Source organism: Emticicia sp. MM, assembly GCF_001649495.1.
Genome location: NZ_LXHX01000065.1, coordinates 1 through 13,965, shown reverse-complemented (window position 1 = coordinate 13,965; position 13,965 = coordinate 1). Strand labels below are relative to the sequence as shown.

The following is a 13,965-nucleotide window of genomic DNA, read 5'->3' as shown; positions in this document are numbered from 1 at the left end:
TAGCAAGTATAATTCTTACTACCGTTTTTTATTAAAAATTGATATTTATATCTTTCTTTTTAATTCAAAATGTTGACCTAAATAAACCTTTCTAACCAATTCATCATTAGCAAGGTCTTCGGCAGTTCCTTGGCGTAGAATTTTCCCTTCAAAAAGTAAGTACGCCCGGTCAGTAATCGAAAGCGTTTCGTTTACATTATGGTCAGTTATCAAAATTCCGATATTTCGGTGCTTAAGTTTAGCCACAATCCCTTGAATTTCTTCAACAGCAATAGGGTCAACCCCCGCAAAAGGCTCATCAAGTAAAATAAATTTAGGGTCAACCGATAAAGCACGAGCAATTTCAGTCCGACGGCGTTCTCCACCAGAACAAACAATACCTTTATTCTTACGCACGTGGGTTAAACTGAACTCTTCTAACAATATTTCCGTTTTTTCCTTTCGCTGTGCTTTCGTAAGTTCTGGTTTAGCCAATTCGAGCACACCTAATATGTTTTCTTCAACGGTTAAATCTCTAAAAACCGATGCCTCTTGTGCCAAATAGCCCACACCTAATTTCGCACGCTTATACATTGGCAAAGAAGTAATATCCATGTCATCGAGCCAAACCTTTCCACTGTTGGGTTTAACTAGCCCAGTGGCCATATAAAACGAAGTAGTCTTCCCAGCCCCATTGGGGCCGAGCAGTCCAACAATTTCGCCTTGGCCAACTTGATAGCTCACGTTGTTATTAACTAATCGCTGGCCGTATTTTTTTATTAAGTTTTCTGTTCTTAAAATCATATTTGGTGGAACAGGTTTTCAACCTATTTTTTCTAGTTCTCTATTTTGACAAGTTACAAACCTGTCCTACAAGCAAAATTACGTTATTATAGACAAATTTCAGCGTTAATTATTCTTAACTATACTTGATATCTTTCAACATCAATTGTAAAGATGTTTTATTATTAAACGTATTTTCATCAATCTGATAAGCTGCACTAAAATATTTATTGGTATGCAATCTTTCTAGGTGTTCTTCAACCATTCCAAATCCAACGGCAGTTAGAATTGCCCCCGTTTCTTCTTCAAAAAGCTCTAAACGTAGGTGTTTTTCCTTCATTACTCTTGGTGTATATTTAAGTGTAAGATTTTCAGAAGCAAAAATTGGTTGCATATTTTCTGGTCCAAATGGAGCCATTTGATTCATAATTCGATAGAATTTTGCATTAATTTCAGCCAATTTTATTTTTACATCAATATTCACAACAGGAGTAAGCTGCTCAGGTGTGATATACTTACTTACCACTTCATCAAACGCCAATCTAAAGGCATCTATATTTTCAATGGGCATTGTCATACCCGCTGCGTGTGTGTGTCCACCAAATTGTTCGAGCAGGTCAGCACATTCTTCAATAGCTTCGTAAAGGTTAAATCCAGCAACAGAACGGGCAGAACCTGCCGCTTTTTCATGCGATTTTGTAAGAATTATCGTTGGTCTATAGTATTTTTCTATACAACGGCTCGCCACAATTCCTATAACTCCTTTATGCCAATCTTCTCTGTAAAGTACCGTACTTTTCGCTTTACTCATCATCCACTCATCTCCCTCAATCATGGCAAGTGCCTCTTCGGTCATTCGAGTATCGTGTCCACGGCGTTCGCTATTATGCTTCTGAATCTCATGAGCAAACTCTAAAGCCTCATCATAGTCATCTGATAATAAGAGCTTTACCGCAGCTTTGGCGTGCTTGATTCGTCCCGCAGCGTTAATCCTTGGCCCAATGACAAAAACTACATTTTCAATAGTCATTGATGTGGTAAAGCCTGCTACTTCTTTCAATGCTTTGAGTCCAATTCTTGGGTTTTCATTGAGCTTTTTTAAACCATAAAAAGCCAGAACTCGATTCTCTCCCGTAATTGGCACAATATCAGAAGCGATACTTACAACGCACAAATCTAAGAATTCTAAAAGCGTATCAAGTGGTTTATCGTTTCTTATACAATATGCCTGTAAAAGTTTAAAGCCTACACCATTTCCTGTTAATTCTTTATAAGGGTACGGACAATCTTTACGTTTAGGGTCGAGCACGGCAACTGCATTAGGTAAAGTATCGTCAGGCTCATGGTGGTCACAAATAATAAAATCAATATTGAATTTTTCTTTCGCCAAAAGAACTTTGTCTTGAGCCTTAATGCCACAATCCAAACAAATTACCAAAGATACGCCTTGCTCAGCCGCCCATTCGATTCCTTGTACTGAAACCCCATATCCTTCTTCGTATCGGTCTGGGTTATAGTATTCTAAATTGCTATAAAAGGTTGATAAATAGCCATATACCAATGCCACTGAAGTAGTTCCATCCACATCATAATCGCCATAAACCATTATCTTTTCACCATTTTCAAGGGCTTCAGTCAATCTTTCTACCGCTTTCTCCATATCTGGCATCAGAAATGGGTCATGTAGGTGTTCGAGCTTAGGGCGGAAGAAATCTCGTGCTTCATCAAAAACCGTAATTCCTCGCTGCACAAGCATAGAAGCAAGTGCTTTATCAACATTAATTGCTTGTGCTAATTCATTAACAGTTTGAGGATTGGGTGTAGATTTATATAACCAGCGTTTTTCGGACATTGTATTCTTTCTAAAATTGAAATGTAAAATTAAAGATTTATACCATGATTAAAAAGATTTAACCAACTCGTAGGCCTCATCTACCCACAAATAAGATTGTTTTTTGGGGCTTAAACACAAAATCAATGAATCTTTACAAAATCTTTATATAAGAAAGGCTTTGTTTTACATTTCATTTATAAACATAGGCCTACATTTGTATCATCATAACGACTCCAACTAATGAAGGATATTCTGACCAAAAAATATACGCAAGGCAATTCGGCATATTTGATAAGTATCATTATTGTATGTCTAATTTCAGCGATTTGTTATCCGTTTAGTGATTTAATTGGCTATCGCACGGTTGCCCTTATTCTTTTATTTACGGTTTCGGTCTTGGCTATGAAGTTAAGCCTTTACCCTGTACTTCTATCGGCGGTTTTGAGTGCTTTTATTTGGGATTTTTTCTTTATTCCTCCACACTTTACATTTCACGTATCAAAATCAGAAGATGTACTGATGCTTGCGATGTACTTTATAATAGTGATGCTCAATGGGGTACTTACGGCTCGCATTAAACACTTTGAAAGTCTGGCAATTCAGCGTGAAGAACGTGTAAATGCCTTGAAACTTTATGATACGCTTTTTAATTCTATTTCGCACGAATTTCGTACACCCATTGCTACTATTTTAGGAGCAACCGATAATTTATTGACCGATAATTCGAAATTTAGCGAAACCAATAAAATCAATCTCTACCAAGAAATAAATACGGCGGCCGATAGGCTTAATCGTCTTGTAGGAAATTTATTAAATGTTTCGAGGCTCGAATCAGGGTCAATTCGTCCGAAATTAGATTGGTATGACCTCACCGAACTGATTCATACAGCCATCAATCAACTGGAAACAGAACTAAAATTTCATGAAGTAAAAGTAGAAATGCCGCCCAATCTGCCTTTTTTGAAACTTGATTTCGGACTGCTAGAGCAAGCCATTTACAATATTCTTTATAATTGTTCGATTTATACGCCCGAAAAAACGCTTATTCATATCTCGGCCGATTATGTCAATGAAAAATGTATCATTAAAATTCAAGATAATGGCAAAGGTTTCCCGAAAGGCGATTTATCTCAAGTTTTCACTAAATTTTATCGCTCAAAAAACACACAAACAGGAGGTTTAGGCTTAGGTTTGTCTATCACAAAAGGCTTTATTGAAGCTCATGGAGGCACCATCAAAGTAGGTAATAGAGCAGGAAGTGGAGCTTTATTTACGATTGAAATTCCAACTAAAGCCAACTGGGGCGATGATTTCAGCGGAGGATTCTTACAATAAACACAAAAGACATGAATAACCCAACAATATTAATCATCGACGACGAAGTTCAGATTCGTAAATTATTAGAAATAACCCTTTCTGCCAACAATTTTCGAGTATATGAGGCTAGTACAGGTAAAGAGGGACAAATTTCGGCAGCGATGCACCCACCAGATTTGATTTTACTCGACTTAGGTCTGCCAGACGAAGATGGACAAAGTATCTTGAAAAGGCTCAGAGAATGGTACAAAGCTCCTGTTATTATTCTTTCGGTACGAGATAACGAAGACGACATCATTCAGGCACTTGATAGTGGTGCAAACGATTATCTAACGAAGCCTTTTCGCACAGGCGAACTACTAGCTCGAATCCGAACCGCACTCCGATTGGCACAAAACACCGAAAATGTGCCTTTACGAGAATATGGAAATCTAAGTATTGATTTTACTTCGAGAATCGTGAAGAAAAATCAAGAAGTTTTGAAGCTAACTACCACAGAATATCAATTATTGGTATTGATGGCTCAGAATGAAAGTAGGGTTTTGACACACCAATTTCTTTTGAAAACTATTTGGGGGCCAAGTTATCTTGAACAATCGCAGTATTTGAGGGTTTTTGTGCGACAACTCCGCAAAAAAATCGAAGATAACCCCGACCAACCCAAATACATAATCACCGAATCGGGGGTTGGCTACCGATTTATCGGAGGCGAAAAATAGCTAACTTCGCCTAAATTTTATTCAAAATAGTATCAATATGAAGGGTTTCTTAATAATTATAGTGATTTTCACACAAACGATATTCATCGTCAATGCCCAAACTGATTCGTCTCGGTCAGTGGCTTTGAGTGCTTATCTTGAAACATTTTATGGATATGATTTTGCCAATCCAGTTAATCATTTGAGACCAGCTTTTACCTATTCTCACAATAGACACAACGAAGTAAACCTCAATTTGGGGTTTGTAAAAGTAGCTTATCAGCATAGTAAAAGTAGAGCAAACTTGGCACTAATGGCTGGCACGTATGCCAATGCCAATCTTGCCGTCGAAACGGGAGTTTTAAAAAACATTCTGGAAGCAAATATTGGTTTTAAAGTATCTCGAAATAAAAACCTGTGGCTCGATGCAGGTATTTTTGGCTCACACATTGGCTTTGAAAGTGCAATTAGCAAAGATTGTTGGACACTAACCCGCAGTATTTTGGCCGAAAATTCGCCTTACTATGAAAGTGGAGTAAAACTTTCGTATAACTCTGATAACGAAAAATGGTTTTTGAGTGCTTTGGTACTCAATGGTTGGCAACGAATCCAACGGCTTGAGGGCAATAATACACCTGCCTTTGGGCACCAGATTACGTTTAAACCTATCGCCAAACTCACAATCAATAGTAGCTCATTTATTGGCAGCGATACACCTGATTCGGTAAGGTTAGTGCGGTATTTTCATAATTTTTACGGAATCTTCCAAGTAAGCACCAAATTTGGTCTTACGTTTGGCTTTGATGTAGGATTTCAGCAAAAAACACCGAAAAGTACAAGTTATCATATTTGGTATTCGCCTGTGCTTATTGCTCGTTATTCACCAAATAAAAAGCTAAACTTTGCCGCAAGAAGCGAATTTTATTCAGATAAAAATCAAGTAATTATCAGTACCAATAGCAAAAATGGTTTTCAGACCATCGGGCATTCGCTCAATGTTGATTACCTAATTAGCAATAATCTTTTATGTCGAATAGAATACCGAAATCTGAATAGCAAAGACCCTATTTTTCAGAAAAACGAAACATTTATCCATCAGAATAACCTCATCATTAGCTCTTTAACTATCACTTTCTAAGACCTAAAAAAACACTCAAATATTCAAAAAACGGGCTAATCAGTATTGCTGATGACGGCTTTTGCTTTGCCCAAATTTTCATTTTCAAACACAAAATTCTCACTATTATGATTAGTCATTCAAACACAAAAAAAGTTACCGCAGCCTCGCTGCTGGTTGCCCTCGGCATCATCTACGGCGATATCGGTACGAGTCCGCTCTATGTTTTCAAATCAATCATTGGTGAGCGTGAAATCTCCGAGATTTTGGTCTATGGAGCAATCTCGTGTGTGTTCTGGACGCTGACTTTTCAGACAACTTTCAAATACATTATTCTGACATTAATGGCTGATAATCACGGTGAAGGGGGGGTATTTTCTCTCTATGCCTTGGTTAGAAGATTCGGAAAAAACCTGATTATTCCGACCATTTTGGGTGCAACCACACTCTTGGCCGATGGTATCATTACCCCCCCAATTTCGGTCGCTTCGGCAGTCGAAGGTCTTGAAATTGTGGTGCCACATTTGCCCACCGTCCCGATTGTTATCGTCATTTTATCGCTACTTTTCTTTTTCCAGAGATTTGGTACACAAAAAGTGGGCAGTGCTTTTGGCCCGATGATGGTTGTTTGGTTTACGATGCTCTTTACGCTGGGTTTTACAGAAATCATCAAGTATCCCGAAGTGCTAAAAGCCATTAATCCGTATTATGCTTACCAATTATTGAGTCAATATCCGCAAGGTTTTTGGCTGTTGGGAGCGGTATTTTTGTGTACTACGGGAGCCGAAGCCCTGTATTCTGATTTAGGTCATTGTGGCCGAGAAAACATCCGTATCAGCTGGATTTTTGTTAAAATATGCCTTTTGGTCAATTATTTAGGCCAAGCGGCTTGGGTACTCAATCAAGGCGAAAGCGTACTTAATGGCCGAAATCCATTCTACGAAATCATGCCTGACTGGTTTCTGATTGCGGGCGTAGTCATTGCTACGGCCGCCACGGTTATTGCCTCGCAGGCACTCATTAGTGGCTCATATACGCTTATCAGTGAGGCAATTAGTATGAATTTTTGGCCGAGAGTTACGGTCAGGAATCCAACCGAATTGAAAGGACAAATTTATATTCCGAGTGTTAATACCATACTTTGGATTGGCTGTGTGATGATGATTTTGTATTTCCAAAGTTCATCGCACATGGAAGCAGCTTATGGTTTTTCGATTACCATTGCTATGATTATGACCACGATTCTATTGACCTACTTCATGCGATACATCAAAAAATGGAATCCGTGGATAATTGGCTTAATCTTAGTGGTTTTTATCGTGATTGAAGGCTCGTTTTTCATTACGAATGTGGCAAAAATTAAAGAAAGATGGATGTTTTTATTCTTTGAGGTATTTATATTCTTGGTGATGTATGTTTGGCACAAAGCTCGCAAAATCAATAACAAACTCGTTAATTTTATTGATTTAAGACACTATATTTCACGAATCACCGAATTGAGCGAAGACGAAAACATTCCCAAATTTTCAACGCATTTGGTTTATTTATCAAAAGCCGACCGCAAGAATCATATTGAAGAGAAAATCATGAAATCTATATTCTCGAAAAAGCCCAAACGTGCTGATGTGTATTGGTTTGTGCATATCAACCGCACCGACGAACCTTACACGCTCAACTACGAAGTAAGCGAATTGCTTGATGATAAAATCATTAAAATCGACATTAATACGGGCTTCCGGGTACAGCCACGAGTAGAACTTTATTTCAAGAAAATCGTACAGGATTTGGTCGAGCGAAAAGAATTGAATTTGCACATTCGCCCTGATGGTTCAACAAAATACAATAGCGAACCTGACTTTAAGTTTGTAGTGATTGAGAAATTCCTCTCGGTAGAGAATGAATTTTCGGTTAGAGAAGGCATTTTGCTAAACACTTACTTTTTCTTGAAGCGAATGAGTTTATCCGACGAAAAAGCCTTTGGACTTGATAAATCTGATGTGGAAGTAGAATACACGCCTTTGGTGTATCACCCAGTAGAAAAATTGGAGTTAGTACGGAAGTGATTTAGCTCATAATTCTGAGTCCTGAGTGCTGAGTAATAATGAATAACTCAGAATTCAGAACTCAGAATTATGCATTACTTCTTCTCTTTCTTTCCAAACAATGAAAAATGCACATATCGCTTTGGATTAGCCTTCAAATCAGCCATAAGTAGAGCAATATTAGCCGCTGTTCTATCTAAATTCACATAAAGTGAATCGTCTTTTGCCAATTTACCCAAAGTGCCCTTCCCTTGATTTACTTCTTTAATGACTCCTTGCAATCCAGCCACTGATTTATTCAATTGAGCAACGGTTTCTCCTAATTTCACGGCATTTAAAGAATCGGCAAAAGTATTGGTTTTATTAAGAATTGGCTTGATTTGGTCATCAAGATTCTTTGAAAGTGTATTCAAATTAGCAGTTAAAACTGCGGCATTAGCTGTAATGGCTGAAAGGTTTTTAGCATTAGATGCAACCACCCCATTTACACCGTTGGTTGTTTGGGTAGCACTGGCCATAAGAACCTTTAATGCAACAGCCGTTTGGTCAAATTGTTTGATAATAGCAGTAGTTGTAGTAAGCAAAGAATCAACATTTTTAAGTGTTGGACTTAGTTTATCGGTAACTGCAGCCACCATTCCTTTTTCAATTTCACTACCGATAGTTGCTTCATCTGCTAAAGAATTACCAACTGGAATTTTAAGTTTGATAACCTTTCCGCCTAAAAGTCCATTATCAGCTAAAACTGCAATGGCTTTATCGCTTACTTTGATATCACGCTTTATGGCAAGCATTACCTTCACACGATTTTTTTCTTGGTCGGGCTCAACCAAAACTACACGACCAACAGGCACCCCATTAAAAGTAACTGGGTTTGAGGTTTGTAATCCCTCAGCATTTTCGTAGTAAGTATAATATTCATTTTCGGTTCGAAAAATATCCAAACCTTTCAGAAAATTGAAGCCTAAATAAAATATTGCAAATGCAATAATGCCAAGCAAGCCAACTTTATATTCTTTTTTCATAACCTCAACCCTTAAAGGGAGACTTTTATTTTTTTTACAAAAGTACGCTAAAGCAATCTACAAACCAATACTCATAATTTGTAAAAAGAGAACACCAAAAAAAACATTTTTTGTTCCCTTATCGAGATTAGAGGCGTTCTTTACTTTCTTTATATGCTTTTACTGCCTTGAATATCGCCTCGGCCAACTTTTCTTGTCCATCCGTACTACCCAATATTCTCTTATCAGTCGAATTAGTTAAATAGCCTGTTTCGACATAAATCCCAGGCATAGCAGTTTGCCATAACACTTGAAATCCTGCTTGTTTTACTCCACGACTTCTGTGCCCTGACTTCGACATTTGCTTTTCAACCATACTTGCTAGTTTCACACTTTCTTTCATGAAAGCATTCTGATAATTAGCCAACATGATATTTGCCATAGGCGAACTAAGGTCATAGCCTTTATAATTTTTCTTGTAATTATCTTCCATTAAAATAACCTCATTTTCTCGCATAGCAAGGGCGAGATTATCTTCTGTTTTATGTAGCCCCATCACGTATGTTTCTGAGCCACTCAACTTCGATGAATGAGGATTAGCATTGACGTGAATACAAATAAACAAATCGGCTTTATTTCTATTAGCTATAGCAGCACGTTCGTGTAATGGCAAGAAAACATCGCTCTTGCGTGTGTAGATTACTTTTACATCAGGTAGTTTTTCTTGAATTTTTTTACCTAATTTAAGTGTTACACTCAAAGCAATATCTTTCTCACGAAGCTTGCTATGCTGTGTTCCGGGGTCTTTTCCTCCATGCCCTGCATCAATCACAATTGTTCGGATTTTTCCGCTTTGGGCGTGTACAATTTCAAGGCTAAATATTAGTATAAGTAGAACTTTAAGATTTTTTAACATGATTTTATGAGCAAACGTTCTTTCACGACTATATAATAGCTAATTTTGTGCCATTACTGAGCGTTAATAAGAGAGAAATCAGAAAAATTGCAGTTTTTGGTAGAAATATCTGAAGGTTTCTCCTAATAGGTTATATTAATAGGACATTTTTACAAAGATAAGTTTTTTGGAACAACTGAAAAAATATAAAACCCCAAGCACTAAGAAACTAACTACATTTACGGGTTTTACGTCGGAAAGCAATAAAAACTGGCCGATGTTAGGCTTATTCCTACATTTTAGCTTCGGATTGTTTTTGATTTTAAGTTCATTCAATTCAGTAGCACAATTTCCGGGAGGTAATCTATCAAAGTTTGGTGGAGGTAATCTCTCTCGCCCTAGCACCAAAACAACTACTCGCCCTAGTTCGACTACTAAACCATTTGGCAATAAACTTTTTGAAGAAAAACGAGATACCACTCGTGTAATGATTGCCGATTCGATGCGAAGTAAAGAAAGCGGACTTTCAACAACAGTTAAGTATGTTGCCGAAGACTCTACGGTAATGGACGTTTCAGGTGAAATCTTACACCTCTACGGAAAAGCTCGCGTGACTTACGGTGATATTGAATTAGATGCCGATTACATCAAACTTGATTGGGGGAAAAGTGAAGTTTTTGCTCATGGTTCGCCCGATACTACCAAGGGCAATGGTATTAAAGGAAAACCTATCTTCTCACAGAGTGGCGATAAATATAATACAGATACTATTCGATATAATTTTAAGTCAAAAAAGGCACTTATTAAGGGAATTGTCACACAACAAGGCGAAGGTTTCGTGACGGGGGAACGGGTAAAAAAAGATGCCAACGATGATATGTATTTGGTTGATGCCAAATATACCACTTGTAATATGAAAGAGCCCCATTTTCATATTGCTGCCAAGAAAATCAAGTTAGTCAACAAAAAACAAGTTATTTCAGGGCCTTTCCACTTTGTTTTGAGTGGAGTCCCTCTGCCTATTGGATTACCCTTTGGGTTCTTTCCAGTACCAAAAAATAAAGAAGCTGGAACTTCAGGGATAATCATGGGCACCTACGGTGAAGATGCCAATAATCGTGGTTTCTATTTCCGTGACTTTGGCTATTATTTTGCCATCAATGAAAAAATTGGTATGAAAGTCCTAGCCCAAATTTACTCAAAAGGTAGCTTTGGGGTGGGTGCACAATCAACATACTCTAAAAAATACAAATACTCAGGTAACCTGAATTTTCAATATAATTTTAACAATAACACACCTGAAGTTGTTGCCACTGACGATAATAATAACTATAAAACCAAAGACTTTAGCTTAAGTTGGTCGCATACGCCTGCCAATAAGCGTCCTGACCGTAGTTTTTCTTCGTCAGTAAATTTACGCAGTAATGGTTTTAACCGAAACAACGTCAATACCGTTGATGTAAGCAATTATTTGAGTAGTTCATCTAATTCATCTGTTCAGTTTGGACGAACTTTTAATCAAAAATTGGTTACAAGTTCGGGGCTTAATGTTTCGCAAAACTTCACCACTGGGCAAGTTGATGCTTCGGCCAATTATAGCATTGGTTTGAATCAGTTTAACCCATTTGTACCAGAAAAAAAACAAATTGGCCGCTGGTATGAATCATTTAGGGTTGGACTTAATGTGAGTGGTGGTTATCAAGCAACTAATACACGTGTGAATAGTATTACGAGTTATTCTGATTATAAAATAGTTCGCCAAAATGCCGACGGAACCTATTCTTCTATTGAAGCAAAGCCTTTGACTAACGAAGAAATCAGACTCCGTGATGCTAACCCACTGACATTAACCCCCTCAGAAAGACTTTTGCAAAAAGCTTTACAGGAACGCCTCAGTAATGTGCGAAAACTCAATACACTCGATGCACTAAATCAAGTTTTGAGTGACGGTAAATTTACCACTACCTATTCTATTCCAATTGCATTGCCGAACTTTAAAATCGCACGATATATCAACTTTACACCGAGTGTCTCACTAAGAGGTGACATTTCAACACAAAGCCTTAGCTATAAATATATTGCAAGTGAGAATGCCGTGAAGATTGATACCGTTAGAGGTTTCTTTCCAACGTATCAAACCTCGGTTTCAGGAAGTATGAATACACGTGTGTATGGAACTTACCAGTTTAGAGGTAAAAGTCGCTTGCAAGCCATTCGCCACACGATGGCTCCTTCGCTAAGTTTAAGTTATGCCCCTGATTTCACAAAAAGATTATTTGAATATAAAGTAGTAAGAATTGACCGAACAACTACAAATGGTATTACTACTTATGATACGTTACGTAAGCTTTTACCAAAATACCCGACTTTAGGGGCTTCGGCAGGGGCTTCGGGTAATGTAAGTTTCAACCTTACGAATCAACTTGAAGCTAAAGTTCGCTCAAAATCAGATACAGCAGCCAAAGCATTTGACAAAATTTCATTACTCGATAATTTAAGTTTAGGCACAAGTTATAACCTATTGGCTTTGGGAGACTCGATGAATCTATCAAATATTAACATGAGTGCTAACACCAATTTGTTTAAAAACTTAGTAAATCTAAATATGGGTGCAAGTTTTGACCCCTATTATTATCAACCAGAAAGTACACCAGAATTAAGAGCCTTAAATCCGGCTGGAAGAATAAGACGTTTCTATAAAATTGAACGAGTACAAGGATTTGCTGGTTTGGCCACTTTACGTACAGCCAATATTGCGATTTCAACTCGTTTATCTCCAGCAACTTTTAATCCTGATAAGGGAAAACCAAAGACAAATCCTCAATCGAATAATCCTGCGATGGATGCCATGAAGAAATTTATTGCAGCTAACCCTGAACTTTATGTAGATTTTTCGATTCCGTGGACACTTAATTTAAGCTATAACCTCAATTATACGAAACAAGGTTTAGCTGACCCACAAGTTACGCAAGCGATTACTGTTCAAGGAGATTTGAGTCTAACCCCAAAGTGGAAAATTGGCTTTAATACAGGTTATGATATGCAGCTAAAAGCTCCTACATTAACTAATATTACCTTACACCGTGAATTACACTGTTGGGATATGGCATTTAACTGGACACCAATTTCGGGATATTCAGTACGTACAAGTTATTCATTTACACTCAACGTACGCAGTGCTTTATTGCAAGAACTAAAAGTAAGTAGAAGACGCCAATACTACGGAAGTGGAGGATTTTAATAAACAAAACTCAATAGGCAATTATCCACAGAAAAGCCCTTTAACGAAGAATCGCTAAAGGGCTTTTTATATTAAGTTAGTGGTCGATTGACCATTGACTGTGGACTATATTACAACTCAAATGCAGCTAATTTTTTAAATTCATCTACACGTGCTGCAATCTCTTCTTGCGTAAGGTTTTGGATACGCTCCGAACCGAACCTCTCTACACAGAATGAAGCCATTGCTGAACCATAAACGATGCCACGTTTCATGTTTTCGAAACTTAAATCGCCAGTTTTAGCTAAATGCGAAATAAATCCGCCCGCAAAAGTATCACCAGCACCCGTTGGGTCGAATACTTCTTCTAAAGGTAATGCAGGACAGAAGAAGATTTCTTCGCCTTGGAACAACAAAGCACCGTGTTCACCTTTCTTTATAATAAGTGTTTTTGGACCCATTGCCATGATTGTTTTAGCCGCACGACGCAATGAATAATCACCTGAAAGCATGCGTGCTTCTTCGTCGTTGATAGTTACACAATCAACATCTTTCAATAGAGCTTTCAAATCATCTAAAGCAATATCAATCCAAAGATTCATTGTATCAAGCAATACAAACTTCGGGCGGGTAGCTAAACGCTTTAAAACCAAATGTTGAATCGCTGGTGCTGTATTTCCGAGCATTAAAAACTCACAACCTTGGTATGATTCTGGAATCTTCGGGTCGAAATTTTCCATTACGTTTAATTGAACCTCAACCGTATCACGGCTATTCATATCATTATGGTAACGACCATGCCAGAAAAAAGATTTCTCGCCTTTTCTGATTTCAAGACCATCCACATTTACACCGTGGCTTACCAAAGTATCAATCATTTCTTGTGGAAAATCTTCACCAACAACCGCCACGAGATTGTTTTCTTTTACGAAGTATGATGCAGTGAGCGTGATGAAAGTGGCAGCTCCGCCAATGATTTTATCTGTTTTTCCGAATGGCGTTTCCAATTTATCAAACGCTACCGAACCTACTGTAAGTAATGACATAGATAATTTACCTTTACAAAAGGATTTTTT

10 protein-coding genes are annotated in these 13,965 nt (G+C 37.7%); 5 read left to right on the top strand and 5 right to left on the bottom strand.

Translation table 11 applies throughout. The features are described from left to right. Window positions 1-45 precede the first annotated feature (45 nt). Together lptB and recJ are read right to left on the bottom strand one after the other, a co-directional pair. Window positions 46-783 (bottom strand): LPS export ABC transporter ATP-binding protein, encoded by a 738-nt coding sequence (lptB, locus tag A6M55_RS07885; RefSeq protein WP_015027782.1) that lies wholly within the window; start codon window positions 781-783, stop codon window positions 46-48. Between the two features lie 115 nt (window positions 784-898). Then, window positions 899-2,614, bottom strand: coding sequence for a single-stranded-DNA-specific exonuclease RecJ (gene recJ / locus A6M55_RS07880; RefSeq protein WP_064197149.1), 1,716 nt, complete (start codon window positions 2,612-2,614; stop codon window positions 899-901). A 222-nt stretch (window positions 2,615-2,836) separates the two neighbouring features. On the opposite strand from recJ, the gene A6M55_RS07875 reads away from it, so the two are divergent. The 4 genes from A6M55_RS07875 to A6M55_RS07860 all read left to right on the top strand — a co-directional run bounded on the left by A6M55_RS07875 (window position 2,837) and on the right by A6M55_RS07860 (window position 7,791). Next, a complete protein-coding gene (locus tag A6M55_RS07875; RefSeq protein WP_015027784.1) occupies window positions 2,837-3,931 on the top strand; it encodes an ATP-binding protein in 1,095 nt (364 codons plus the stop codon). Window positions 3,932-3,942: 11 nt separating this feature from the next. Next, entirely contained in the window at window positions 3,943-4,632 is a 690-nt protein-coding gene (locus A6M55_RS07870; protein ID WP_015027785.1) for a response regulator, read from the top strand. A gap of 37 nt (window positions 4,633-4,669) precedes the next feature. Then, on the top strand, window positions 4,670-5,749 hold the full coding sequence (locus A6M55_RS07865; protein ID WP_064197148.1) for a porin: 1,080 nt from the start codon (window positions 4,670-4,672) through the stop codon (window positions 5,747-5,749). A gap of 107 nt (window positions 5,750-5,856) precedes the next feature. After that, window positions 5,857-7,791, top strand: a complete 1,935-nt coding sequence (locus A6M55_RS07860; RefSeq protein ID WP_064197147.1) for a KUP/HAK/KT family potassium transporter — start codon at window positions 5,857-5,859, stop codon at window positions 7,789-7,791. A gap of 74 nt (window positions 7,792-7,865) precedes the next feature. Here A6M55_RS07860 and A6M55_RS07855 read toward each other — a convergent pair whose 3' ends face one another. After that, on the bottom strand, window positions 7,866-8,795 hold the full coding sequence (locus A6M55_RS07855; RefSeq protein ID WP_064197146.1) for an MlaD family protein: 930 nt from the start codon (window positions 8,793-8,795) through the stop codon (window positions 7,866-7,868). Window positions 8,796-8,922: 127 nt separating this feature from the next. After that, window positions 8,923-9,690, bottom strand: a complete 768-nt coding sequence (locus A6M55_RS07850; protein ID WP_015027789.1) for an N-acetylmuramoyl-L-alanine amidase — start codon at window positions 9,688-9,690, stop codon at window positions 8,923-8,925. A 166-nt stretch (window positions 9,691-9,856) separates the two neighbouring features. On the opposite strand from A6M55_RS07850, the gene A6M55_RS07845 reads away from it, so the two are divergent. Beyond that, on the top strand, window positions 9,857-12,910 hold the full coding sequence (locus A6M55_RS07845) for a putative LPS assembly protein LptD (protein WP_082892954.1): 3,054 nt from the start codon (window positions 9,857-9,859) through the stop codon (window positions 12,908-12,910). Window positions 12,911-13,020: 110 nt separating this feature from the next. Here the strand turns inward: A6M55_RS07845 and A6M55_RS07840 are convergent, their stop codons facing one another. Continuing rightward, the gene (locus A6M55_RS07840) at window positions 13,021-13,935 is read right to left on the bottom strand and encodes a PfkB family carbohydrate kinase (RefSeq protein WP_015027791.1); all 915 of its coding nucleotides are present in this window, start codon (window positions 13,933-13,935) and stop codon (window positions 13,021-13,023) included. Window positions 13,936-13,965 lie beyond the last annotated feature (30 nt).